This is a genomic window from Paracidovorax sp. MALMAid1276 (assembly GCF_049198005.1).
GTDB lineage: Bacteria > Pseudomonadota > Gammaproteobacteria > Burkholderiales > Burkholderiaceae_C > Acidovorax.
Genome location: NZ_JBMIRS010000071.1, coordinates 15,411 through 40,239, shown reverse-complemented (window position 1 = coordinate 40,239; position 24,829 = coordinate 15,411). Strand labels below are relative to the sequence as shown.

Genomic DNA, 24,829 nt, shown 5'->3' with positions numbered 1-24,829 from the left:
CCTGCTGCCAGCGCGCCTGTCGCGCTCGGGCTCCGTGGAGGCCGCCTACTGGAGCCCCGCCCAGCTCGTGGCCCACCACACGGTCGGCGGCTGCAACCTCGCGCCTGGCGACCTGCTCGGATCGGGCACGCTGTCCGGGCCACATCCAGAACAGGCCGGCTCGCTCCTCGAGCGGACTGCCGGTGGACGGCAGGCCATCGCCCTGCCCTCGGGCGAGCACAGAACCTTCCTGGAGGACGGCGACACCGTCATCCTGCGCGCCTGGTGCGAACGCAGCGGAGCGCGACGCATCGGCTTCGGCGCATGCGCCAGCACCATCCACGCGCCGAAGCGCGCACCCTAGCCTCGCCGCGCGCTGCCCTGCACTGCCAAGCTGGCACCCGGGCGCGTCCTGCAATTCAGCGGCGAGGCAGGTTGGGACACTCGCTGACCGGCGTCGTGTGCCCGGCCGCCAGGCGCTGCGCGCATGCCGGCGCGTGGTCGCAGAACGTGCACCGGACTTCCGCCGCCCGGGTCGCCGGCAGGTCGTCCTGGGTCCTTGCCGCCTGCACCTGACGCCGGGCGGTGAACTTCCGCAGTTCCAGCGCGCCGGGATGCCGGAGCCTCCACCACTCGGGTTGCAGGTTCAGCCACAGCAGCGTGGCCGCACCGCCAAGAAGCGTCAAAATCACGAGAATCCCCAGAAGCTTGTCCATGATCGTTCCTTTCTGCCATCGTCGGCGGATGCAGGCTGGGCGGCCCTGCAGGTTCTGCCGTCTCCGCAGGCGCAGGCGATTTTTTGTTAGTCGCCTAACTATTAATCTAGGCCTGCCGCGGCCGGCCGTCAACCGCCGCGGGCGGCGTCCTGGACGAATGTTGATCTCGCGCAAACCCGGACGCACCCGCGCCGCCCTCCGACGCGGGGGATCCGCGGGTACGGCCGGAAGCGATCCACCGCTGCGGCCCTCCTCTCCCGCCGGCGGATGTCGTGCGCCGCAGACCCATCCGCGCCCCGAGGCACATGCAGGTACGGCCGGGGCACATGGCCGGTCGCTCCACGCGCGGCGGCGCGGCCGCCAATGCGCAGCGGCGCTGGGATCCGAGCCGTCCCGGCCGCGTACTCAGCGCAGCATGCGTCCGTTGTGCGTCATCACCAGGATGTCGGCCACGTCGATGCCGCTGGCGATCTTTCCCTCGGTCGGCGCGGAGAAGGAGACGCCGCCGAGGGACACCCCCTGCATCGCGCGCAGGGTGGCCTGGAGCGCGGGGCGCGTCAGCCCGGGTGCGCGCCGCAGGCCTTCCAGCAGCACCTGCGCGTTGATGTAGCCTTCGAACGAACTGAGGGACAGCCGGTCGTAGTTCCGGGCCTTCATCGCTGCCTGGTATTCGCGCGCCAGGGGAAGCAGCGTCGCATAGGGGTTCGGCACGACGCTGGAGAAGGCCGTGCCAACCGCATCGGCGCCCACTTGCTCCCACACCGAGCGCTCATCGACCGTGGAAAGGCAGACCATCTGCGCCCACAGTTTCGTCGCCACCTTGGCGCGGATGGCGGCGATCCCGGTCGCGGTCACGCCACCGACCACTACTACGTCGGCGCCGCTGCGCTCGATGCTCCGCGCCTGCTCGGTGTAGTCGGTGGCGTCCCGCGCATAGGGCACGGCGGCGACGAGCGGCAGTCCCTGCGCCTTCAGCACCGACTCGAACTGCGCGCGGAACGCCGTGCCCGAGTTGTCGGTCGCGTGCAGCACGGCGAAGCGGCTCCGGCCAATGGTGGGAAACAACGCGGCGATCGCGCGGGTCTCCGCGTCGAACGTCGCTCGCACATGGGTGACGATCTCGGTCCCCGGGCGGCGGAATGCATCGTTTCCGTGCAGCACGCCGACGATCGGCACGCCCGCGCGGGTCGCCGCCGGAATGGCGGCGCCGATGATCGGGCCGCCGAACAAAGAGGTCACCGCGACGACGGATTCCCTTGCCGCCAGCGACCCGATGGCCTCGACGGTCTTCTCGGCCTGGTACCCGTTGTCGATGGCCAGGAGCTTGACGGGCTGCCCCCGGATCCCTCCAGCGCGGTTCGCCTGTTCGAGCGCTCCGTCCACGCCCTGCCTGATCATCTCGGCCTGGCGCGCCTGTCCTCCCTGCAAAGGAAGCAGCATCGCGATCTGGATCTCGCGCGCCGCCGCCCGCGCTCGGAACGGCAATCCGACGGCCGCCGCTGCGAGCACCCCTCCGATGCACGAAAAGGTGCGGCGCCGCGCTCGGTCGGTACCCGTAGGTTCAGTGTTCATTGTCTGCCTCTCTCCATCATTGGTGCGCGCGATCGGTGCCGCAGCCCCACGCCGGCCGGTCGCGCTGACTTTTTGCGAGGCGACTCTAAACACTTTGTCGCGCGCTTGATAGATTGAGTCTCAGTCAATGTGAGTCCGCCGCGCGGGTGCGACTTCCGCACGGACAGAGGCCTGCATCGCCGGGCGGGGTACTGCCCGCATGCGTCCTGCATCTCGCCGAGGGCGGCTGCGCCGCACCGGGCCATATGCGCCGAAAGGCCGTGGCCTGCAAGGCTGTCACCACGGACGGCCCGGCGGGCATCGGACACGCCGAGCCGGGCCGACCGGGCCTTCACGCCGGCCGGAGGACTTCGGAGACCGTCAGCCGCACCAGGTCCAGCGTGGTCTTCTGGACCTGCGTGGCGGGGCGTTGCAGGCTGGTCGCCAGGGACAGCGCTATGCGCAGCGGCGGCGCACCGATGACCTGGGCGCTGTAGGCAGAAGGAACAGGCGAATTGAGCAGCGCGTTGCGCGGCAGCACCGCGTACCCGGCCCCGTCGGCCACCATGTCCAGGATGGCGGCGACCCCGTCGATCTCCAGCGCGATCTCGGGCCGGCAGCCGATGAGCGCCATCTCGGCTTCCACGTGCATGCGGATCGCGTTGGGGCGCGAGGGAATGACCAGCGGCAGCCGCGCGAGCTCGGCGAGCGCGATGGGGCCGGGCGGCGGGTCCTCGGCCAGCCCGCGCGGGCGGGCGCGCACGAGCAGCAGATCCTCGTCCATGAGGTGCGACACATCCACATCGCGCACCGGCTGGCCGTTGTAGAGCACGACGATGTCCAGGCGACCGCTGACCAGTCCTCTCAGGAGTTCGCTCGAAAGCCCTTCGCTGATCGAGAGCCGAGCCTCCGGCAATTCCTTGCGGAAGGCGCGCATGAGCGGCACCGCCATCGCGCGCGCCACGCTGCTGGGCAGCCCGATGGCGACGGCGCCCGAGACGCCGCCGCGCAGGCGCTCCATGTCCTCCCGCGCCCGGGCCATCTGGTGCAGGATGCCCCGCCCATGGTCGACCAGCAACCGGCCCGCCTCCGTGGGCGTGACGCCGCGGCCATTGCGCACCAGCAGGTTCTGGCGCAGCTCCACCTCCAGCAGGCGCACCTGCCGGCTCAGGGCCGACTGGGCCATGCCGAGGGCCGCCGCGGCATGGGTGAAGCTGCCCATTTCGGCGACCCGCACAAAGTACTCGAGCTGCTTCAGATCCATCGACAAATGAGATATCTGGTAGACCAATCCGCCACTTCTTGTATAGCTGGAATTGCAGCAGAATACCCCAAAATACTTAGCCACCAAACAATCCTATGAATGCTCCGCTTCGTGGAATCTCCTCCATGGCCACCCGCCAGGTGTTGGCCGAGCTGCTGGCCGCCTACGAGCAGCAGACCGGCCAGCGCGCAGCCATCGAGGCCGTGGGCGGCGTGGACGCGGCCAAGCGGGTGCAGGCCGGCGAGGCTTTCGACGTGGTGGTGCTTGCCTCTGACGCCATCGACAAGCTCATCGCGGCCGGCGCCGTCGTGGCCGGCAGCAGGACCGACTGGGTGCGCTCCGGCGTGGCCGTGGCGGTGCGCGCGGGCGCGCCGCTGCCCGACATCGGCTCGGAAGACGCAGTGCGCAGTGCCGTGCTGGCCGCGCGCAGCATCAGCTATTCCACCGGCCCGAGCGGCGTGGCGCTGGCGAAACTGTTCGAGCGCTGGGGCATTGCCGACCAGGTGGCCGGCCGCATGGTGCAGGCCCCGCCCGGCGTGCCCGTGGGCTCCCTGGTGGCACGTGGCGATGTGGAGCTCGGCTTCCAGCAACTGAGCGAGCTGCTGCACGTGGAGGGCATCACCATCGTGGGCCCGCTGCCGCCTGCGATCCAGATCACCACCATTTTTTCATCGGGCGTCGCTGCCTCCAGCCAGCAGCCCGAGGCCGCCAAGGCGCTGCTCGACTTCTTCGCATCGCCAGCGGCGGCCGAAGCCAAGCAACGCCAGGGCATGGACCCTGCCTGAACCCGAACACCAAGATCCAAGGAGCACAACGCAATGAGCCTCATCATCGACTGCCATGGCCACTACACCACGGCACCCAAGGCGCTGGAGAACTGGCGCAACCAGCAGATCGCCGGCATCAAGGACCCGGCCGCCATGCCCAAGGTCGCCGATTTGCAGATCAGCGACGACGAGCTGCGCGAGTCCATCGAGACCAACCAGCTGCGCCTGATGAAGGAGCGCGGCAGCGACATCACGCTGTTCTCGCCGCGCGCCAGTTTCATGGCCCACCACATCGGCGACTTCAATGTCTCCAGCACCTGGGCGGCCATCTGCAACGAGCTGTGCCACCGCGTCTCCACCCTGTTCCCCGACAACTTCGTGCCCGTGGCCATGCTGCCGCAAAGCCCCGGGGTGGACCCCGCGACCTGCATCCCCGAGCTGGAGAAGTGCGTCAAGGAATACGGCGCGGTGGGCATCAACCTCAACCCCGACCCCTCGGGCGGCCACTGGACCAGCCCGCCGCTGACCGACCGCCACTGGTACCCCATCTACGAGAAGATGGTGGAGTACGACCTGCCCGCCATGATCCACGTGAGCACCAGCTGCAACGCGTGCTTCCACACCACGGGCGCGCACTACCTGAACGCCGACACCACGGCCTTCATGCAGTGCATCCAGGGCGACCTGTTCAAGGACTTCCCCACGCTCAAGTTCCTGATCCCGCACGGCGGCGGTGCCGTGCCCTACCACTGGGGCCGTTTCCGCGGCCTGGCGCAGGAGATGAAGAAGCCCCTGCTCGAAGACCACCTGCTGAACAACATCTTCTTCGACACCTGCGTGTACCACCAGCCGGGCATCGACCTGCTGAACACCGTGATCCCGGTGAAGAACGTGCTGTTCGCCTCCGAAATGATCGGCGCGGTGCGCGGCATCGACCCCACCACCGGCCACTACTACGACGACACCAAGCGCTACATCGAAGCGTCGAAGATCCTGAGCGGCGACGACAAGCACCAGATCTACGAAGGCAATGTGCGCCGCGTGTTCTCCCGACTCGATTCACGACTGAAGGCAAAGGGGCTCTGACATGTACGAATTAGGCGTTGTCTACCGCAACATCACCCGCGCCGATCGCGCAGCCGCTGACGGCCTGGCTGCCCTCGGCTCGGCTACCGTGCACGAGGCCATGGGCCGCGTGGGCCTGCTCAAGCCCTACATGCGCCCCATCTACGGCGGCCAGCAGGTCAGCGGCACAGCCGTCACCGTGCTGCTGCAGCCCGGCGACAACTGGATGATGCACGTGGCGGCCGAGCAGATCCAGCCCGGCGACGTGGTGGTGGCGGCCGTCACCTCCGAATGCACCGATGGCTATTTCGGCGACCTGCTGGCCACCTCGTTCCAGGCGCGCGGTGCGCGGGCGCTCATCATCGACGCCGGCGTGCGCGACGTGAAGACCCTGCAGGAGATGAATTTCCCCGTGTGGAGCCGCGCCATTTCCAGCAAGGGCACGATCAAGGCCACGCTGGGCTCGGTCAACATCCCGGTGGTGTGCGCCGGCATGTGGGTCACGCCGGGCGACGTGATCGTGGCCGACGACGATGGCGTGGTCTGCGTGCCCGCCGCGCGCGCCGCCGAGACGCTCGAGGCCGCGCGCAAGCGCGAGAGCTTCGAGGGCGAGAAACGCGCCAAGCTCGCCTCGGGCGTGCTCGGCCTGGATATGTACAACATGCGCCCCGGGCTCGAAAAGGCCGGGCTGCGCTACATCGACTGAGGACCTACGCCATGCCCATCCCCGCATCGGCGCAGGACTGGCACATCGGCCTCGTCGGCTACGGCGAGGTCGGCCGCATTCTCTGCGAGGACCTGCGCGCCCAGGGGCTGCGCGTCTCGGCCTACGACCGCAAGCTCGGCGGTGCGCTACAACGGCCCTTGTTGGAGCACGCGCGGGCCCATGGCGTCGAGTTGCTCGACAGCCACGCCCGGCTCGCGGCCACTGCCGACTTCGTGATCAGCGCCGTCACCGCCAGCCAGACGCTGGACGTGGCCCGGGCGTGCGCTCCGCAGGTGCGCAAGGAAGCCTTCTATCTGGACTTCAACTCGGCCTCCCCGGGTGCCAAGCAGGCGGCCGGCGCGCTGATTGATGCGGCCGGTGCCCGGTACGTCGAAGGCGCGGTGATGACCAGCATTCCACCTTACCGCATCAAGGTGCCGCTGCTGCTGGGCGGCGCCTCGGCCAGGGCGCTGGCCGAGGCCATCGCGCCGCTGGGCTTCGTCGCCAAGGTCGTCAGCGACCGGCTGGGCGTGGCCTCGGCCACCAAGATGTGCCGCAGCGTGATGGTCAAGGGCCTGGAGGCGATGGTGATCGAGAGCTTCACGGCCGCGCGGCACTACGGCGTGGAGGACGCGGTCATCGCCTCGCTCCAGGAGACCTTTCCCGGCATCGACTGGGAGAAGCAGGGCGCCTATTTCTTCCAGCGCGTGATCGAGCATGGCCGCCGCCGCAGCGAGGAGATGCACGAGTCCGCGAACACGGTGCGCGAAGCGGGCATGCCCGCCTTCTCCGCGCAGGGCACAGCCGAGCGCCAGGCCTGGATGGCGGACCGCGCGGACGCCGGGTCGTTCGGCGAACGCGGCGCTCCGGGATTCGCGCGCGCCGCCGACTGGCGCGCCGAGGCCGACCGCCTGTTGCAATCTCTCAAGGAACCCACCGCATGAGCACTTTCACGAAAACCCCAGGCTGGCTCGACTGGTACGCCGGACCCAGCAAGCCCCGCTTCCAGGTGCCGCCCGGCAGCGTGGACGCGCACTGCCACGTGTTCGGCCCGGGCGCGGAGTTCCCCTACGCGCCCGAGCGCAAGTACACGCCCTGCGATGCCTCGAAGCACGAGCTGTACGCGCTGCGCGACCACCTGGGCTTTGCCCGCAACGTGGTGGTGCAGGCCACCTGCCACGGCGCCGACAACCGCGCCATGGTCGATGCCTGCCTGTCCAGCGGTGGCAAGGCGCGCGGCGTGGCCACGGTCAAGCGCTCGGTGACCGATGAAGAATTGCAGGCCCTGCACGCCGCCGGTGTGCGCGGCGTGCGCTTCAACTTCGTCAAGCGCCTGGTGGACTTCACGCCCAAGGACGAGCTGCTGGAGATCGCCGGCCGCATCGCCAAGCTCGGCTGGCATGTGGTGATCTACTTCGAGGCGGTGGACCTGCCCGAGCTGTGGGATTTCTTCACGGCCTTGCCTACCACCGTGGTGGTGGACCACATGGGCCGGCCCGACGTGACCAAGCCCATCGATGGGCCCGAGTTCGAGCTGTTCCTGAAGTTCATGCGCCAGCACCCCAACGTGTGGAGCAAGGTCAGTTGCCCCGAGCGCCTGTCGGTCACCGGGCCGAAGGCGCTCAACGGCGAGCAGGCGGCCTACCAGGACGTGGTGCCGTTCGCGCGAAAGGTGGTGGAGGAGTTCCCCGACCGCGTGCTCTGGGGCACCGACTGGCCGCACCCCAACCTCAAGGACCACATGCCCGACGACGGCCTGCTGGTGGACTTCATCCCCCACATCGCGCCCACGGCCGAGCTGCAAAAGAAGCTGCTCGTGGACAACCCCATGCGCCTGTATTGGCCCGAAGAGGCGAAGTAAGGAGAGCGCGCCATGTCCCTCGACAAACCCTACCTCGACGTGCCCGGCACCATCATCTTCGATGCCGAGCAGTCCCGCAAAGGCTACTGGCTCAACCAGTTCTGCATGTCGCTGATGAAGGCAGAGAACCGCGAGCGCTTCAAGGCCGACGAGCGCGCCTACCTCGACGAATGGGCCATGACCGAGGAACAGAAGCAGGCCGTGCTGGCCCGCGACCTCAACTGGTGCATGCGCACGGGCGGCAACATCTACTTCCTGGCCAAGATCGGCGCCACCGACGGCAAGAGCTTCCAGCAGATGGCCGGCAGCATGACCGGCATGACCGAGGAGGAATACCGCAACATGATGGTCGGTGGCGGCCGCTCCCCGGAGGGCAACCGTTTTCTCGGCGAGGACGGCGACGCCCAGCCGCAACACCAACCCCAAGGCAAGGCCGGCCATAAAACCACGGGCAGCAACTGACATGGCCAAGATCACCGCATCCGTCTACACCTCCCACGTGCCCGCCATCGGCGCCGCCATCGATCTGGGCAAGACCCAGGAACCGTACTGGCAGCCGCTGTTCGCGGGCTACGACTTCTCCAAGGAATGGGAAAAGGCCCAGAAGCCCGACGTGGTGTTCCTGGTCTTCAACGACCACGCCACCGCGTTCAGCCTGGACATGATCCCGACCTTCGCCATCGGTACGGCCGCCGAGTACCAGCCCGCCGACGAAGGCTGGGGCCCGCGCCCTGTGCCCGCCGTCCACGGCCATCCGGCGCTGGCGGCGCACATCGCGCAGTCCGTCATCCAGGACGACTTCGACCTCACCATCGTCAACAAGATGGACGTGGACCACGGCCTCACCGTGCCGCTGTCGCTGATGTTCGGTCAGCCCCCCCAGTCCGACTATCGCTGGCCCTGCAAGGTCATCCCGTTCGCCGTCAACGTGGTGCAGTACCCCGTGCCCTCGGGCAACCGCTGCTTCCAGCTGGGCAAGGCGATCCGCAAGGCCATCGAGTCGTTCGACGAAGACCTCAACGTGCAGATCTGGGGCACGGGCGGCATGAGCCACCAGCTGCAGGGCCCGCGCGCCGGCCTCATCAACAAGGACTGGGACAACCGGTTCCTGGACCGCCTCATCGCCGAGCCCGCCGAGCTGGCCAAGGTGCCGCACATCGAATACGTGCGCGAGGCCGGCAGCGAAGGCATCGAGCTGGTGATGTGGCTCATCGCCCGCGGCGCCATGGCCGACGTCGCTGGCGGACCTGCGCCCAAGGTGGTGTACCGCTTCTTCCATGTGCCCGCCAGCAACACCGCGGTGGGCCACCTGATCCTGGAGAATCAGCCCGCCTGAGGCTGGCTGATTTCGAATCAACCCGTAAAGGACCCCCACCATGACCATCAAAGTAGCCCTGGCCGGCGCCGGCGCCTTCGGCATCAAGCACCTGGACGGCATCAAGAACATCGACGGTGTCGAAGTCGTCTCCCTCGTCAGCCGCGACCTGGCCAAGACCCGGGAAGTGGCCGACAAGTATGGCATCCAGCACGTGACCACCAAGCTCGAAGACAGCCTGGCCATCAAGGAAGTGGACGCGGTGATCCTCTGCACCCCCACGCAGATGCATGCCAGCCAGTCCATCGCCTGCCTGGAAGCCGGCAAGCACGTGCAGGTCGAGATCCCGCTGTGCGACGTGCTGGCCGACGGCGAGAAGGTCGCCGCCCTGCAGAAGCAGACCGGCCTCGTCGCCATGTGCGGCCACACCCGCCGCTTCAACCCCAGCCACCAGTACGTGCACAAGAAGATCAAGGCGGGCGAGTTCAATATCCAGCAGATGGATGTGCAGACGTTCTTCTTCCGCCGCACCAACATGAACGCGCTGGGCCAGCCGCGCAGCTGGACCGACCACCTGCTGTGGCACCACGCCGCCCACACCGTGGACCTGTTCGCCTACCAGGCCGGCAGCCCGATCGTGAAGGCCAACGCGATCCAGGGCCCGATTCACAAGGAGCTGGGCATCGCGATGGACATGAGCATCCAGCTGCAGGCAGCCAACGGCGCCATCTGCACGCTCAGCCTCTCGTTCAACAACGACGGCCCGCTGGGCACCTTCTTCCGCTACATCGGCGACACCGCCACCTACATCGCGCGCTACGACGACCTGGTGCAGTCGCACAGCAAGGGCCCCGAGACGCCGGTGGACGTGAGCCAGGTCGACGTGAGCATGAACGGCATCGAGCTGCAGGACCGCGAGTTCTTCGCCGCGATCAAGGAAGGCCGGGAGCCCAATGCCAGCGTGGCACAGGTCCTGCCGTGCTACCAGGTGCTGAACGGCCTGGAACGGCAACTCAACTGAGTCCGCGCCATTTGGCACTGTATCGTTTCCACTGCCTGCACGGCAAGCGCCGCGGGCGTTCTTCCTGGGAGAAGCGCAATGCAGACACGCACCCTCGGCCCATTCGAAGTCAGCGCCATCGGTCTGGGCTGCATGAACCTCTCGCACGCCTACGGCGCGCCCGTCTCCGCCGACACGGGTGAGCGCGTGCTGCTGGCGGCGCTGGATGCCGGCGTGACGCTGTTCGACACGGCGGCGCTGTACGGCTTCGGTGCCAACGAGGAGTTGGTGGGCCGCGTCCTCCGGCCCCATCGCCAGCGCATCACCCTGTGCAGCAAGGGCGGCATGGCCGGCGTGAAGGGCGAGGACGGCGTGACGCGCCGCGTGATCGACGGCCGCCCCGCCACGCTGCGCAGCAACTGCGAGGACAGCCTGCGCCGCCTGGGCACCGACGTGATCGACCTGTACTACCTGCACCGCTGGGACAAGCAGGTGCCCATCGAGGACTCGGTGGGCGAGCTGTCGCGGCTGGTCGCGGCAGGCAAGGTGCGGGCCATCGGCCTGTCGGAGGTCTCCGCCGCCACATTGCACCGCGCGCACGCCGTGCACCCCGTCGCCGCCGTGCAGACCGAGTACTCGCTGTGGACGCGCAACCCGGAGATCGCGGTGCTCGACGCGTGCCGCGAGCTGGGCGCGGCCTTCGTTGCCTTCAGTCCCCTGGCGCGCGGCTTCCTCTGCGGCGAACTCGTGGACGTGGGTGCGCTCCACGAGAAGGACATCCGCCGCGCCATGCCGCGCTTCGCGCCCGAGGCCTACGCGGCCAACCTGAAGCTGCTGGACGGCTACCGCAGGATCGCGCGGGACGCGGGCTGCACCCCGGCACAGCTGGCCCTGGCCTGGCTGCTGCACCAGGGCGGCCACATCGTCCCCATTCCCGGCACCACGAGCGTGGAACACCTGCTGGACGACCTGGGCGCCGCCAACATGCGGCTGCACGCCGCGGTGATCGAGCGGCTGAACGTTCTGATCAACGAACTTACCGTGGTCGGCCAGCGCTACAGCGCGCAGAGCGCGAACGAGGTCGACACCGAAGCCTTCTGAACCGCGAAGGCCCCTGGCGTCCGCGAGCCCGCCTTCGCGGTGTTGCGGGCGCCCTGCTGCCGGTTCCACACGGTGCGAGGGCAGGAATGCCCAGGCGCGAGGTTGTGAGGTTCACCCCGCCCTCCTCCGGCGGTCGGGCCGCGCCCCGGACCGCGTCAGGGTGCTCCGGCGCGGGCCAGCAGGCGGCCGTAGCCTGGAACCCCCGGCAGCGCGCCAAGCTTGCGCATGCAGTACCAGGCCACCGCCGTGTTGCTCGTGACGACGGGCCGTCCCAGGGAACGCTCCAGGGCCTCGATGGTCTCGGCCGTCCGCACGGTGGTGCAACTGAGGACGTATGCGTCCGCCCGCGCATGGGCATGGCGCGTGGCGAACGCATGCCACGCCTGCGGCGCGATGGCCATCATCTCGCGGCCGGTGCGGCAATCCAGGCCGGCGTTGCCGAGGATCTCGAATCCATGCTCGGCGAAGTAAGCCGCCTCCCGGTCATTGACGGCCGCCGTGTACGGGGAGAGCAGCACCACGCGCCGCGCGGGCAGGGCCTGCAGCGCCGCCACCAGGGCCTGCGACGTGGCCACGCAGGGCAGCCCAGTCGCGGACTGGATGCGCGCGAGAATCGACGCCTCCAGCTCGGTGCTGTAGGTCGACACGGCGGTGCAATGGAACACCACGATGTCGACGCCCGCGTCCGCGAGCAGCTCGGCCGCCGGCTCGACATCCCGGGCCATGCCCAGCAGGCTCGCCTCCGAACTGTCCACGAGCTTCAGCCGCGTGACCGCGATGGCGATGTCGGCGGGAAGCATCGCGCGCAGTTGCGGCTCGGCGGCCTGGTTCACGGAGGGCAGCAGCACGCCGATGCGCCCGCCCGATCCGTAGTCGAGTGCTGGGGCGGTCATGCCGATGCGCCCTTCAGTTCAGCTTGAGCCCGAGCTCCTTGATCAGGGGCGCGTACTTGGCGGTCTCCCGCCGGATGGTCTCGTCCATCTCCTCGGGCGTGGTGCCCGCCGTCTCCAGACCGAACACCATGAGCTGGTCCCTGACTTCCTTGCGCTGCACGACCTCCACAACGTCCTTGTGGATCTTGTCGATGATCGCCCGCGGCGTGCCGGCGGGCGCGGACAGTGCATTCCACATCAACAGTTCGTAGCCCTTGAGCCCGGCCTCCGCCAGCGTCGGCACGTCGGGCAAGGCCGCGGAGCGGACCGGACCCGTCGTGGCCAGTGCACGGATCTTCCCGGACTGGATGTGCGGGACATTGGCGGCGATGCCGTCGAAGCTGACCTCGACGTCCCCCGAGAGCATTCCTTTGACGACCTCCGAGGCGCCGCGGTACGGCACCTGGACCAGCTTGATCCCGCTCTGCCGCGTGAACATCTCGCCTGCGAGCTGTGTGGACGTGGTGCTGGAGCCGTAGTTGATGCTGCCGGGCTGGGCCCGGGCGGCAGCCACCAGGTCGGCCACCGCCCTGAAGGGTGTCCGGTCGGTTGCGGTGAGCACCAGGGACTGGCGGGCGACGATCGAGATGGACGCGAAGTCCTTGATCGGATCGTAGGGCAGCCGCGAATACAGCGCCGGGTTCAGCGTGTAGGTCGAATCCAGGGGCATGAACAAGGTGTAGCCGTCGGGCGCGGCCCGGGCGGCCTCCTGCGCCGCGATCAGCGTGTTGGCCCCGCCCTTGTTGTCGACGACGACGGGCTGGCGCCACTTTTCGGACAGGCGTTGCGCGATCGCTCGGCCCAGCACGTCGGCGGGCCCACCGGCCGGGAAGGGCACGATCAGACGCACCGGCCTGGCGGGGAAGCTGGCCGCGGCCTGCGCCTGCGCAGCGGCGGGGAGGACCGGTAGCAGCAGCATCGGGACGAGCAGCGTGGCGCGCTGCGCCGCGCGGCGCAGCAGATGGAACATGGGCATGGGTGTCTCCTCTTTCTTTTGATCGCAGGGGGTCGGCGGCGCCGGGGCGGGCCGCTCAGAACCCGTACAACTGCTCGGGGTTGCGCACCAGGATCTGGTGGCGCTGTGCTCCGTCGGGCACCCAGGTCAGCATCTGGTCCAGCAGGTCCGTGGTGTTGGGCATCTCGCCCTTGAACGAGACGTGCGGCCAGTCGCTGGCCCATACCAGGCGGTCCGGCCGGGCGGCCAGCAGCGCCTGGACGTAGGGCACCATGTCCTCGTAGGGCGGAGGCAGCGCCGACATCCGGTAGCCGCAGGACAGCTTGACCCAGCACCGCCCCGTGTTCACCAGCCTCAGCAGCGCCTGGAAGCCAGGCTGCCCCACGCCGTCTCCCGGCCTGAGCGAGCCCATGTGGTCGATCACGACGTCGGTGGGCAGTTCGCGCAGGGTGGGCTCCATCTCGGCCAGCGGAGCTCGGCCCTGGTCATCCATGACGTGGAGCTGCACATGCCAACCCAGGCGGGCGATGCGCGCCGCCAGCGCGGGCATCTCGGCCAGCGGGACGGCACCTGCATGGCCGATGTTGTAGCGCACTCCCCGCACGCCGGCTTCGTGCAGGCGGTCCAGTTCGGCATCCTGCACCTCGGCCCGCAGCGCGACGATGACGCGCGCCGGCCGGCCCAGCTCGGCCACCGCCTCCAGGTGCCGCCGGTTGTCGGTGCCATAGCCGCTGGGCTGCACGAGCACCAGGCGCTCGACGCCCAGGGTGTCGTGCAGCGCGCGCAGCCGCGCCGGCAAGGCGTCGGGCACATCGAAGGCGCGCGTCGCGGCCACGGGATAGCGGTCGGCGGGGCCATAGACATGCACATGGCAATCCGCGGTCCCCGGCGGGCAGATCAGCCTGGGCTTGCGGGGAGCGGGATCGGGAGGCTGGCACAGCGGAATCTCCGCGGAAGCTCGCGCGCTCGTTGCAGGCGACGGGCCGCTCATTCGAAGATCCGATCCTCGTGCAGCACCACGGGCACTTCCTTGTTCTTCTCGGAATAGCCATCGAAGGGCTTGCCCTCCAGGTCGATGCGCGCGAGCACGTCGCTGTCGGGGTCGATGTGCGCGCCGATGCGCAGCATGACGAGTTCCTCGCGGTCTTCCTTGGCGTGGAACCAGTAGAAGGTGCCGGCCGGCAGCAGCACGCAATCGTTCCTGCCTGCCTCGCGCGTCTCGCCATTCGGCCCGTGGAACACCGCGCCGCCCTGCAGGATGACGAACACGTGGTCCTCGTTGGAATGCGCGTGGATCTCGTTCTCGCCACCGCTCGCGTAGGTCTTGAGCACCACGTTCATGTAGCGCGACGCGCCGAGGACCTGGTTGGTGCGGCCCTGCTTCGGCAACTGGGTCCGGATGTGGAAGAAGCTGGGCTGGCCCGGCTTGTTCAGGCGCGCCATCTCCGCGCGCCACTCCGCGGCGCTGTTGACGATCGGGGCGAAGCTGTGGCTGGGGCTGTTCGTGGTCATGGTGAATCTCCTTCGTGAATGTCAATCGATCCTGATGCCGGCTTCCGCGATGACGGGACGCCACCTCGCGGCCTCCGAGGCGATGAAGCTGCGCAGCGCCTGCGGCGAGCTGGCGTCGGCCAGCAGCCCGGCGCCCAGGAGCTTCTCCTGCACGTCCTTGGACGCGAGGGCTTGCGTCAGCGCGCGGTTGAGCTCGTCCACCACCGCAGCGGGCGTGCCCTTGGGCGCCAGCAACGCCATCCACACGTCGATGTCGGGCAGCTTGATCCCCACATCGGCCATCGATGGCACGTTGGGCAGCGTGGGGATGGGCTTGGCGCTCAGGCGCGCGAGCGGCCGCAGCGTGCCCTTCTCGAAATGGGGCATGGCGGTCGTGATGCCGTCGATGGTGAACGTGACGTCCTTGGTCAGCAGGCTCTGGGTCGTGCCCGCGCTGCCCTTGTAGGGCACCGAGACCACCTCCTTGCCCAGCGTGCGCTTGAGCAGCTCGCCGGAGAGCTGGGACGTGAAGGTGCCGAAGCCATAGCTCATTGCGGCGGCGCCGGCCTTGGACTGCGCGAGCAGCGCCTGCATGGACTGGGGTCCGGCCTGGTGGGTCATGACCACCAGGGGCGTGGTGGCCACCTTGCCGATCGGCTCGAAATCCTGGACGGGATCGTAGGGCAGCTTGGCGTAGAGGTACTGGTTCATCACCAGCGTGTTGTCGATGGCCATCAGCAGCGTGTAGCCGTCCGGCGCCGCCTTCGCGACGGCATCGGCGCCAATGATGGTGTTGGCGCCCGGCTTGTTGTCCACCACGATCGGCTGGCGCATCAACTCGCCCATACGCTGCCCGACGACGCGGGCCAGCAGGTCGGTGGGACCGCCGGCGGGGAACGGTACGATCATCCGGATCGGCCGGCTGGGATAGTCACGGGAAGCTGGTGCTTGTGCGTGCACCGGAATGGCGGCGCAAATGAGCGACACGGCGAGGGCCGCGGCGACCTGGAAGGTTTTCATGGGGTGTCTCCTGGGCGGTTGTCGATATCCGCGATTCGTTGTCGCGGACGATTTGTTGACCGCTGTCAATTCTGGGGGGCCGGTGCGTGCCCGGCAACGCAGGCTGGCCTATTCGCTGTATCGAAGAAATGAATTCGCCATGCTCCGCGCCTTTCGGAGGTCTCCGCCGTCGTCGGCGGTGGCCGGCCACAAAGGGACGCGTCGCCCTCCAGGGGCATGGGCCAGGCGTTCACGCCACGCGGCGCGCGGGCGACGACCGCCAGCATGGTCACCGCTGGGTGCAGGCACGGTTGCACGAAGCGCAGTTCGTGCTCGACATCAACGCGGACCGGTTCGGCGCTCCGGAGATCCTGGTCCTGCCCTTGCCCGCCGCGCTTGCCTGGCAGCGGGCGAGCGCATCCGCATCGCTGAGCACTAGGCCGAAGCGCAACGTGCAGTCCTGCGCGAGAAGGCGCCCGCCGTCGCTCAAAGCCCGGGCGGCGCGGCCGAACGGCACGCGCCAGCGCATCCGACGGTCCCGGGGATCGGCGGTCCGGGAGAGTCCATGTTCAGTGACTGCACGGACGACGCGACGGGCCCTCGGCCGCGGCGCGCGCTCACCAGGCCACCGCGCGAGCCGATCAAGGCGGCGCCGCCGCTCCGGGGCGCAGCTCCAAGCAGGCTCCTTGTGCCGCCCCCAATGCGCGCCACCTTGGCCACCGCCTCGGGCGCGGGACGGTCGGCCCGACCTCGCGCGGGAGACGATGCCCTTGCCCACCTTCTCGGCGCTTTCCCCGGGCAGGCGCCCGTGCACAAAAAAAGGCGCCGGGTTGCCCCGGCACCAAACCTTGGAGATAACAATGCGGGGATCCCGGCGCCCAGCCACCGCGGCCCATCGCGGGGCCGCAGCGGCGTGCCGCCGGTCGCCATCAAAAGTTGTGACGGACCCCCATGTAGATGTTGCGGGAGCTGCCGCTGGACGAGCCGACCAGCATGGCCGGGGCCTGGGCAGTGCCGGTGCCCAGCACGTACTGCGACCCGTTCTTGTTGCTGATCTGTCCCACGCCGAAGTACAGGCGCGTCCTCTTGGACAGGTCGTAGTCGCCGCCAAGCGAGATCCAGTTCGCGTCCCGGTTGCCCGTCAACGCCGTGTAGTCGGACCGGTCGTTGACGCGGGTGAACTGGGCAACGGCCGTGAACTGTCCGAACGGCACGCGCACGCCGAGGTTGGTCAGCCGGAATTCGCTCGTCGAAGCACCGGGCATGCGGGCGATTGCCCCGGTGCAGGTCGCGCAGGAGTTCTTCTCCACCGTCATGCCCAGGAAGAACTTGGCGAAGCGGGCGTCGTAGGAGCCGCCAACCACCATCGCCGAGACCTTGCCCGCAGCATCGTCCGGCCCCTCCTGCCGCTGGAAGCCCGCATTGAGGTCGAAGCCCCCGGCCTGGTAGCGCGCGGATGCGCCGTACCCGCGTCCGATCGTCGTCGAGTTCTCGCCGAAGGAGTACTGGCCGCGGAACTCGATGCCGCCCCAGCGCGGGGACACGTAGTTGACCGCGTTGTCCTGCCGCGCCGACACCCCCATCGGCAGCACCTGGCGCTGCGTGGTGGGGCTGACGTTTCTGGTGAGCGCGAGCAGCCCGCCGGCGCCTTCCCAGACGAAGGCGTCCACACTGCTCTGGACCATGTAGTACGGAGTGGGAATACGGCCCATCTGCAGCGTGCCGAACCGCGCATCGCTCAGGCCGACCGACGCCTCGCGCCCGAACGCGCGACCGCCTTGGCCGAGCGTGCCGTCGTCGAGGTTGATGCCCATCTCGAGGCGGAAGACGGCGGCAAGCCCTCCTCCCAAGTCCTCCACGCCGCGAAAACCCAGGTTGCTCCCCGCACTTCCGCCCGATACCAGCCGATTGACACTCGAGCCCCCCGATCTCGGCGAGTCCATCCCGGCATCCACCCGCCCATACATGGTCACGCTGCTCTGGGCATTGGCTGCGCCGCAAACGCACAGCAGCGCGGCGCATGCAACCGCATGCTTGGCCATTCCGTTCATAGTTGTCTCCTTCGTTGAACTTGGGGCTTGGCCCCGATTCCTCTTCTTCACATTGCGCCTGGCGTCTCATGGGAAAGCTCCACGCGCAGCCCGCCAAAGACCACATCGTTCGATGACTCGCGGGTTCATCGTGGTTCCTCCGGCTCGTTCAGTATAGATAGACGCCTAATCTTTTGATAGTCGCCTAATCAAATTTTCCGGATTCAGAACGCCCGGCTGTGGCGGGCGTGCGACGCTTTCACGCCTGACCCGTTGGTGGCCGCGAAACACTGGCAGAGACCATCCCGCACGGCATCGGAACCAACCCGGATTGATTGGATGATCAATGCCTCGCGCCGGACTCCGCAGCATCCCGTCGGGTTCGAATCCCGTTGTCGCCGCAAGGAGCAATGGACGAACGAAGACGGTGCAACGTCGATTCACAACCGATGGGGTGCCTGGCCAGCGAGCCAGTCGCGCGCCGGCCTCTGCCCGCCGTTCACGGGCACGCGGGCACGTCCGCCAGCGGCGTTCTTCCAAGTTCCACGCGCTGCTTATCGGGCCATCGCCGGCCCGCTGCACCGGTGCGCGAGACCGTGGTCACCGTGCAGCGGCACACGGACATGCGGACCGGTTGTCAGGACAGTGCGGCGTCTTCACCAATGCCCGCGAGGCACGATGGAAGCCGAGCGCATTGGCCATGCGGGCGCACAGCGCACCTCCGGGCGCGAGAGCCCTGCGCACCCTGGAGGACAGGATGGCCACCGGGCGGCGCCGGTTGAACCATCGATCAACCTCGGGATGAACCCTAGCTCGCCACGCGGGCTGCCACGCCGCGTTGCTTCTTCATAGGTTGACCGCGCATTCAAGCTTGATGCACATCAACCTTGTTCCTAGGATCGGGATCTTCTTAGGGCACGTGTAGTTGCCTGCAACCGGAGACACCATGAAGAATCCATCAAGCCCCACTCGGCGCTCGCTGCTCGCGGCCGCCGCCATGATCGCCGCAGGCTTCGGCCACTCGGCCATCGCACAAGAGAACTATCCCACCAAGCCGGTCACCCTCATCGTGCCCTTCACTCCCGGCGGGAGCAACGACGTCATCGCCCGCGTGATCGGCCAGCGGCTCAGCCAGATCTGGAACCAGCCGGTCATCGTGGACAACAAGGCAGGCGCGGCCGGAAGCATCGGGACCGACCACGTGGCCAAGGCCCCTGCGGACGGCTACAAGCTGCTGATCACCAACAACAACACCATGTCCATCAATCCGGTGCTGTTGCCGAAGACGCCGTACGCCGTCGCGCGCGATTTCGCCCAGGTCACGCAACTCGGCGCGGTGCCGGTCGTGCTGGTAGCGAACTCGAACGTGAAGGCCACGACCGTGAAGGAACTCGTGGCGCTCGCGAAGGCCACTCCGGGCAAGCTCACTTATGCCTCGTCGGGCTCCGGCAGCCCGCAGCATCTGTCCGCGGAGCTCTTCAAGGCGATGACGGGCACCGACATCACCCACGTCCCCTACAAGGGCGCGGCGCCGGCCATCACCGACATGCTGGCCGGGCAGGTCGATCTGCAGTTCGGTGCCATCAACTCGCTGCTGCCGCACATCCGCACCGGGAAGCTGCGCGCGCTCGCCGTGGGTGGCACCCGGCGCGCCAGCCTGCTGGCCGATGTCCCGACCATGGCCGAGGCCGGCCTGCCCCAGTACGACAGCGAGATCTGGCTCGGCCTGGCGGCCCCCGCGGGGACCCCTGCGGCGGTCATCAAGCGGATCAACGCCGATGTCACCAAGATCCTGAACGAGCCCGAGGTGAAGGAGAAGCTCGCCGAGCAGGGTATCGAGACGCGGCCGAGCACGCCGCAGGAGATGACCAAGCTCGTCGAGAAGGACACCGCGCGGTGGGCGAGCGTCATCAAGAGCGCGGGCATCAAGGCCGATTGAGCGGAGCACCCATTGAATTCGAAGCAAGCCATTCCTTTGCGCCGCGACATTCCCGCAGCGGGCGCCGGCGCCGGCAGCCTGTGGGCCAGCGACGCCATCGCGGAGATGATCCGCGCGCTCGACATCCCCTATGTCCTCCTGAACCCCGGGTCGAGCTTCCGCGGTCTGCACGACAGCCTGGTGAACCACCTCGGCAACATCGACCCGCAGATGCTGGTCGTGCTCCATGAGGAGCATGCCGTCGCGATCGCCCATGGCTACGCGAAGGTCGCCGGAAAGCCGCTGGCGGCGATCGTTCACAGCAACGTGGGCCTGATGCACGCGTCCATGGCGATCTTCAACGCCTGGGTGGACCGCGTGCCCGTGTTGGTCCTGGGCGCGACGGGCCCGGTCGATGCGGCCAAGCGGCGCCCCTGGATCGACTGGATGCACACCGCGCAGGACCAGGGCGCGCTGGTGCGCGACTTCAGCAAGTGGGACGCGCAGCCGGCTTCCGTCGCCGCGTCGTACGAGGCGCTGCTGCGGGCCAAGCAGATCGCGCTGACCGCACCCGCCGGCCCCACCTACGTGTGCTTCGATGTCTCGCTGCAGGAGACGCGCATCGATGCGATCCCGGCGCTGCCGGACGTCAGCCGCTACCAGGTTCCCTCCCCCGCCGTGCCGGGCAGCGATGAGCTGGCCAGAGCCGCAGCGCTGCTGTCCTCCGCGGCCCGCCCGGTCATTCTGATGGGGCGGGTCTCCAGGTCTAGCGAGGGCTGGCGCCAGCGCATCGAGCTGGCCGAGAAGCTGAATGCGCAGGTCCTTACGGACCTGCGCGCCGGCGCATCGTTCCCCACCGACCATCCGCTGCACGCGGCCGTGCCGGGCGTCTTCCTGACCCCGGACGCGGCCGCCACGCTGCGCGCCGCCGACGTCGTGCTGAGCCTGGACTGGTACGACCTGAACGGCACGCTGCAGCAGGCGTGGCGCAACGAGAGCGTCGGCGCCAAGGTGATCCAGGTCTCGCTCGACCACTACAGCCACCGGGGCTGGAGCATGGACCACCAGGGCCTGCCGCCGGTGGACGTGTTCATGCCGGTGGAGCCGGACGTCGCCGTGCCCCTTCTCTGCGCTGCCTGCACCGAGCGCCCTTCGGCCCTCCAGGCCCCGAAGAGCCCGATGGCCATGCCCCCGGTTCCGCAAGACGGGACGATCAGCATCGCGATGGTCGCCGACGCCCTGCGCCGGGCCGCGGGCACGCAGCCCATCACCCTGATCCGTGTGCCACTGGGCTGGAGCGGCGAGATGGGCCACTTCCGCGATCCGCTGGACTACCTGGGCATGGACGGCGGCGCCGGCATCGGCTCCGGGCCGGGCATGGCCGTCGGCGCCGCGCTGGCGCTGCGTGGAACCGACCGACTGCCCGTGCTGATGACCGGCGACGGCGACTACCTGATGGGCATGACAGCACTGTGGACCGCCGCCAATGCTGGCGTTCCCCTGCTTACCATCGTCTGCAACAACCGGTCGTTCTTCAACGACGAGCTGCACCAGGAGCGGGTGGCCCGCGATCGCGACCGCCCGGTGCAGAACCGGTGGATCGGGCAGCGCATCGGAGATCCGGACCCCGATCTGGCCGCGCTCGCGCGCGGGCTCGGGCTGCAGGGCCTCGGACCGACGGACAGCCCGTCGGAGCTCGACGAGGTCCTGGCCCGCGCCGTCGCTGCGGTGCGCGATGGAGCGACCGTCGTCGTCGACGTGCACGTCACGCCGGGCTACAGCGCCGCGATGGCCTCCGGCATGACCCGCTCCCATGAGGACCAGGAAGGAGGCCAGCCATGACAGCGGCCCCCATCGTCCTGCCGGACAGCGGCGACCTGAGCCCCTACGTCCAGCGAGTCCTGCCCCGGTCGAGCGGGCTGTTCTGGGACGGCCGCTGGCATGAAGGAGCGGACCAGGCGATCGCGACCTTCAACCCGTCCACGGGCGAGCGTCTGGCCGACGTGACCTCGGCGGGTTCGGCGGAGGTCGACGCCGCGGTCGCCTCGGCGAAGGCCGCCTTCCCGGCCTGGGCCGAGACCCCGCCCCTGCAGCGCGCGGCGCTGCTGCGGGAGGCCGCGCGCCGCGTGCGGCTGCATTCGCGGGAACTGGCGCTGCTGGACGCCGCCAACTGCGGCAATCCCGTGCGCGCCATGCAGATGGACGCGGAGATCGCGGCCACCCAGCTGGACTATTTCGCGGGGCTGGTGCTCGAGATCAAGGGCGAGACCATCCCGACCGCGAACGGCGCGCTGAACTACACGCTCAGGGAGCCGCTCGGCCCCGTCGCACGGATCTTCCCGTTCAACCACCCGTTCATGTTCGCGGCAGGCAAGATCGCCGCGCCGCTCGCGGCGGGCAACACGGTCATCCTCAAGCCGCCGGAACAGGCGCCGCTGTCGACCATCCGGCTGATGGAGATCCTGGACGGCCTGTTCCCCCCGGGGGTGCTGAACTGCATCGCTGGCGGACGCGAGACGGGTGCCGCGCTGTCCGCGCACCCGGATGTGGCCGCCGTCGCGCTTATCGGAAGCGTCGGCGCCGGCAAGGCCGTGCTGCGGTCCGCCGCGGACACGATGAAGCGCACCTTGCTGGAGCTGGGCGGCAAGAACGCGATGGTCATCTATCCCGACGCGGACCTGCGCAGCGCGGTGGAGGGGGCCGTGCGCGGCATGAACTTCACGTGGTGCGGGCAGTCGTGCGGCTCCACGAGCCGCCTGTACGTGCACCGCTCCCTGCACGATGAATTCATGCAGCGCATGGCCGAGGAACTGGCGCGCAAACACCGGCCCGGCATCGCGACCCACCTGGACACGACGATGGGCGCACTGGCGAGCCGCGCCCAGTACGACCGCGCGCTGCACTACATCCAGGCCGGCATCGACGAGGGCGCCGTGCTCCTGACCGGCGGCCACGCGGCGCGCGATGCGCAGCTGAAGGACGGCCTGTTCATCGAGCCGACCATCTTCACGGGCGTGCGGCCCGACATGCGGATCGCGCGCGAGGAGATCTTCGGCCCCGTGCTCTCGGTGTTTTCCTGGGACGACGAGGACCGGATGCTGGTCGAGGTCAATGGCACGGAGCTCGGACTGACGGCCTCGGTGTGGACCACGAGCCTGAACACCGGCCTGCGCGCCGCCAAGCGGATCCAGTCGGGCTACGTGTGGGTCAACGAGTGTTCGGTGCACATCCCTGGCGCGCCGTTCGGCGGCTACAAGCAGTCCGGCGTCGGCAGGGAGGAGTCCAAGGAGGAACTGCTGGAGTTCACGCAGCTCAAGAACGTCAACGTGAAGCTCGGCTAGAGACCATGGTTGCTCGATAGGTTGCCAAGAGGCTCGTCGTCGGCATCGTGGATTGCGCGCTTTCGTGTACCGGGCAAGATGCGACGCGCTCTCCAGCCACGATCCGTATGAACACAGGTCTTCCTTCGCCTGTCGAGCGACCACCCTGTCCAGCGCCCGGCCCGCCGGAATGCTAAAGGGGCCCGCGCCATGCGGAACGCTGGTTCCGCCGCGCCCATCCACCGTACGGCCTGCCCCCAAGCGCAACTCGCATATCGCCTCGGGAAATCTCTCCTGCGAGTAGCCGGCCAGGTCGCTCCTCGAGCCCATCGACATCTGCGGCATGACGACGCAACACAGCTCCTCGAGGTCTGGGGCCAGGGCGTCGCTCCGCCCACGTTCAGTGAGGAGGTGCAGGTGCTGTCGCGGCGGCTGGACAGCGCACAACAGGGTTCGCCCCAGCTTTCATATTGTTAGTCGATTAACAATAATGGTCGGCATGGCCTGGCCGCGCTGGGCCGTCCTCGCCAGACGCTCCGGCGACCGTCCTGCACTGCCAGAGTCGATGCCAATGCCACAGAGAACCAGGAGACAAGATGCACAACACGCCCCCCGCCTCCCGCCGGAGGTTCTTCCGCACCAGTGCTGGCATGGGTGCCGTCCTAGCCGCGGCCACCAGCACCGGCGCCTCCGGCGCCAGCACGCCCCCCCACGCCGCCGTGCGGGTGCGCAGCGGCTTTGTGGCCGGTCCTTCGACCTACTACGAGGTTCTGGAGCCGGTCGCGAAGACCCGCAAGCCGCCCATGGTGCTGATCCACGGCGGGGCGCACACCGGCTCCTGCTACATGGCGACCGCCGATGGCCGCCCGGGCTGGGCGCCCTTCTTCGCAGCCCAGGGCTACCAGGTGGTGGTCCCTGACTGGGCAGGCACCGGTCGCAGCGGCTACATCCCCTACGACGACCTGTCGGGCGAGACGGTCGTGAAGGGCCTTGGCAAGGTGCTGGCCACGCTGGACCGCCCGGCGATCGTCATGACGCATTCGATGTCGGGCCCCTTCGGCTGGAAGCTGCTCGAACTCTTCGGCGACCGCATCGTCTCCCTGGTGGCAATCGCACCTGGCGGGCCGGCCAACGTCAGCGCGCCGACCGAGTTCCTGTCCAGCACGTCGGACGACGTGGAAGTCCGCTTGGCACCCGGCGCTCCGGTGCTCAAGCTCAGCCGCAAGCTGCCCTTCGTTGCCGAACCGGGCTGGGCCACGAAGAAGCTGGTCGGCAGCAGCACGCGCTTCCCGCGCGAGCACCTGGACAGCTACCTGGCCAGCCTGACCGTCATTCCGCCCCGCCTGCTGCTAGAGCGGGTGAACTATGAGAACAGCGCGCCCCGTGTGACCGACCCCTCGGGCTACAAGGGCAAGCGCGTGGCCCTGATCATGGGCACCAACGACGCGGACCACACGGCCGCCATCGACAAGCCCATCGTCGACTGGCTGAACGACATCGGGGCGCGCGCGGAATTCATTCCGCTGGGCGACCGGGGCATCCAGGGCAACGGCCACATGATGATGATGGAGAGCAACAGCGACCAGTTGGCAGCCGGTATTGCCGCCTGGCTGCAGACCGGCAAATTCAGCGCCTCGGCGTCCTAGTACCTCCGGGCAGTGCTCAGGCCAACTCCGCCGTGATCCAGCGGCGCAGGCTGTTGGAGTAGGCCAGGTCGGTGACGCGCGGCAGGTCTTCCACCCGCACCATGCCCTCTTCCAACCACCACCGCGCGGACGCACCGCTTAGCAGGCGGCAGCGCAAATGCGGAGTGGCCATCGCCGTCATCGGGGCTGCCCCTCGCAAAGAGGGAGACGCAC

General features: G+C 68.5%; 24 protein-coding genes. 14 read left to right on the top strand and 10 right to left on the bottom strand.

Going from position 1 to position 24,829, the window contains the following annotated elements:
• Nucleotides 1–343, top strand: a 343-nt coding sequence (locus ACOQFS_RS04640; RefSeq protein WP_421561743.1) for a fumarylacetoacetate hydrolase family protein, incomplete at its 5' end; no start/stop codon positions are given.
• Between the two features lie 55 nt (nt 344–398).
• Here the strand turns inward: ACOQFS_RS04640 and ACOQFS_RS04635 are convergent.
• From ACOQFS_RS04635 to ACOQFS_RS04625, 3 genes are all read right to left on the bottom strand, one after another.
• Nucleotides 399–695 carry a hypothetical protein gene (locus tag ACOQFS_RS04635; RefSeq protein ID WP_017404926.1) on the bottom strand — a complete coding sequence of 99 codons (297 nt, stop codon included), beginning with the start codon at nt 693–695 and terminating at the stop codon, nt 399–401.
• 405 nt (nt 696–1,100) lie between these two features.
• Entirely contained in the window at nt 1,101–2,267 is a 1,167-nt protein-coding gene (locus ACOQFS_RS04630; protein WP_026062255.1) for an ABC transporter substrate-binding protein, read from the bottom strand.
• 331 nt (nt 2,268–2,598) lie between these two features.
• Nucleotides 2,599–3,510 carry a LysR substrate-binding domain-containing protein gene (locus ACOQFS_RS04625; protein ID WP_017404924.1) on the bottom strand — a complete coding sequence of 304 codons (912 nt, stop codon included), beginning with the start codon at nt 3,508–3,510 and terminating at the stop codon, nt 2,599–2,601.
• A 125-nt stretch (nt 3,511–3,635) separates the two neighbouring features.
• Between ACOQFS_RS04625 and ACOQFS_RS04620 the strand changes: the two genes are divergently transcribed.
• The 9 genes from ACOQFS_RS04620 (at nt 3,636) to ACOQFS_RS04580 (ending at nt 11,325) form a co-directional block, all read left to right on the top strand.
• On the top strand, nt 3,636–4,295 hold the full coding sequence (locus ACOQFS_RS04620) for a substrate-binding domain-containing protein (RefSeq protein WP_017404923.1): 660 nt from the start codon (nt 3,636–3,638) through the stop codon (nt 4,293–4,295).
• A gap of 33 nt (nt 4,296–4,328) precedes the next feature.
• Nucleotides 4,329–5,363: an amidohydrolase family protein gene (locus tag ACOQFS_RS04615; RefSeq protein WP_059400368.1), complete on the top strand. Its 1,035-nt coding sequence runs from the start codon at nt 4,329–4,331 to the stop codon at nt 5,361–5,363.
• A gap of 1 nt (nt 5,364) precedes the next feature.
• A complete protein-coding gene (gene ligK, locus ACOQFS_RS04610) occupies nt 5,365–6,048 on the top strand; it encodes a 4-carboxy-4-hydroxy-2-oxoadipate aldolase/oxaloacetate decarboxylase (RefSeq protein WP_059400367.1) in 684 nt (227 codons plus the stop codon).
• Nucleotides 6,049–6,059: 11 nt separating this feature from the next.
• Nucleotides 6,060–6,992, top strand: a complete 933-nt coding sequence (locus tag ACOQFS_RS04605; protein WP_017407889.1) for a DUF1932 domain-containing protein — start codon at nt 6,060–6,062, stop codon at nt 6,990–6,992.
• Nucleotides 6,989–7,909 carry an amidohydrolase family protein gene (locus ACOQFS_RS04600; protein ID WP_059400366.1) on the top strand — a complete coding sequence of 307 codons (921 nt, stop codon included), beginning with the start codon at nt 6,989–6,991 and terminating at the stop codon, nt 7,907–7,909. The genes ACOQFS_RS04605 and ACOQFS_RS04600 overlap by 4 nt, the downstream gene beginning before the upstream one ends.
• A gap of 12 nt (nt 7,910–7,921) precedes the next feature.
• On the top strand, nt 7,922–8,371 hold the full coding sequence (gene ligA / locus ACOQFS_RS04595) for a protocatechuate 4,5-dioxygenase subunit alpha (protein WP_059400365.1): 450 nt from the start codon (nt 7,922–7,924) through the stop codon (nt 8,369–8,371).
• Between the two features lies 1 nt (nt 8,372).
• A complete protein-coding gene (locus tag ACOQFS_RS04590) occupies nt 8,373–9,245 on the top strand; it encodes a class III extradiol dioxygenase subunit beta (protein WP_059400364.1) in 873 nt (290 codons plus the stop codon).
• 40 nt (nt 9,246–9,285) lie between these two features.
• The gene (locus ACOQFS_RS04585) at nt 9,286–10,245 is read left to right on the top strand and encodes a Gfo/Idh/MocA family oxidoreductase (protein WP_059400363.1); all 960 of its coding nucleotides are present in this window, start codon (nt 9,286–9,288) and stop codon (nt 10,243–10,245) included.
• Between the two features lie 78 nt (nt 10,246–10,323).
• Complete coding sequence (locus tag ACOQFS_RS04580; protein WP_017404468.1) at nt 10,324–11,325, top strand: aldo/keto reductase; 1,002 nt, start codon at nt 10,324–10,326, stop codon at nt 11,323–11,325.
• A gap of 155 nt (nt 11,326–11,480) precedes the next feature.
• Here the strand turns inward: ACOQFS_RS04580 and ACOQFS_RS04575 are convergent, their stop codons facing one another.
• From ACOQFS_RS04575 to ACOQFS_RS04550, 6 genes are all read right to left on the bottom strand, one after another.
• Nucleotides 11,481–12,218 carry a maleate cis-trans isomerase family protein gene (locus ACOQFS_RS04575; protein ID WP_017404467.1) on the bottom strand — a complete coding sequence of 246 codons (738 nt, stop codon included), beginning with the start codon at nt 12,216–12,218 and terminating at the stop codon, nt 11,481–11,483.
• A 13-nt stretch (nt 12,219–12,231) separates the two neighbouring features.
• Nucleotides 12,232–13,233, bottom strand: a complete 1,002-nt coding sequence (locus ACOQFS_RS04570) for a Bug family tripartite tricarboxylate transporter substrate binding protein (protein WP_017404466.1) — start codon at nt 13,231–13,233, stop codon at nt 12,232–12,234.
• 55 nt (nt 13,234–13,288) lie between these two features.
• The gene (locus ACOQFS_RS04565) at nt 13,289–14,080 is read right to left on the bottom strand and encodes an amidohydrolase family protein (RefSeq protein ID WP_017404465.1); all 792 of its coding nucleotides are present in this window, start codon (nt 14,078–14,080) and stop codon (nt 13,289–13,291) included.
• Between the two features lie 119 nt (nt 14,081–14,199).
• The gene (locus ACOQFS_RS04560) at nt 14,200–14,724 is read right to left on the bottom strand and encodes a cupin domain-containing protein (protein ID WP_017404464.1); all 525 of its coding nucleotides are present in this window, start codon (nt 14,722–14,724) and stop codon (nt 14,200–14,202) included.
• A gap of 21 nt (nt 14,725–14,745) precedes the next feature.
• Complete coding sequence (locus ACOQFS_RS04555) at nt 14,746–15,723, bottom strand: Bug family tripartite tricarboxylate transporter substrate binding protein (RefSeq protein ID WP_059400362.1); 978 nt, start codon at nt 15,721–15,723, stop codon at nt 14,746–14,748.
• Nucleotides 15,724–16,631: 908 nt separating this feature from the next.
• Nucleotides 16,632–17,753, bottom strand: a complete 1,122-nt coding sequence (locus ACOQFS_RS04550; protein WP_026062147.1) for a porin — start codon at nt 17,751–17,753, stop codon at nt 16,632–16,634.
• 925 nt (nt 17,754–18,678) lie between these two features.
• Here ACOQFS_RS04550 and ACOQFS_RS04545 point away from each other — a divergent pair.
• The 4 genes from ACOQFS_RS04545 to ACOQFS_RS04530 all read left to right on the top strand — a co-directional run bounded on the left by ACOQFS_RS04545 (nt 18,679) and on the right by ACOQFS_RS04530 (nt 24,616).
• Nucleotides 18,679–19,671, top strand: a complete 993-nt coding sequence (locus tag ACOQFS_RS04545) for a Bug family tripartite tricarboxylate transporter substrate binding protein (protein ID WP_026062146.1) — start codon at nt 18,679–18,681, stop codon at nt 19,669–19,671.
• A 12-nt stretch (nt 19,672–19,683) separates the two neighbouring features.
• Complete coding sequence (locus ACOQFS_RS04540) at nt 19,684–21,492, top strand: thiamine pyrophosphate-binding protein (RefSeq protein WP_059400360.1); 1,809 nt, start codon at nt 19,684–19,686, stop codon at nt 21,490–21,492.
• On the top strand, nt 21,489–22,991 hold the full coding sequence (locus ACOQFS_RS04535; protein WP_017404458.1) for an aldehyde dehydrogenase family protein: 1,503 nt from the start codon (nt 21,489–21,491) through the stop codon (nt 22,989–22,991). The genes ACOQFS_RS04540 and ACOQFS_RS04535 overlap by 4 nt, the downstream gene beginning before the upstream one ends.
• Before the next feature lie 629 nt (nt 22,992–23,620).
• Nucleotides 23,621–24,616 carry an alpha/beta fold hydrolase gene (locus ACOQFS_RS04530; protein WP_017404457.1) on the top strand — a complete coding sequence of 332 codons (996 nt, stop codon included), beginning with the start codon at nt 23,621–23,623 and terminating at the stop codon, nt 24,614–24,616.
• Between the two features lie 16 nt (nt 24,617–24,632).
• Here the strand turns inward: ACOQFS_RS04530 and ACOQFS_RS04525 are convergent, their stop codons facing one another.
• Nucleotides 24,633–24,788, bottom strand: a complete 156-nt coding sequence (locus ACOQFS_RS04525; protein ID WP_158276426.1) for a hypothetical protein — start codon at nt 24,786–24,788, stop codon at nt 24,633–24,635.
• Between the last annotated feature and the right edge of the window lie 41 nt (nt 24,789–24,829).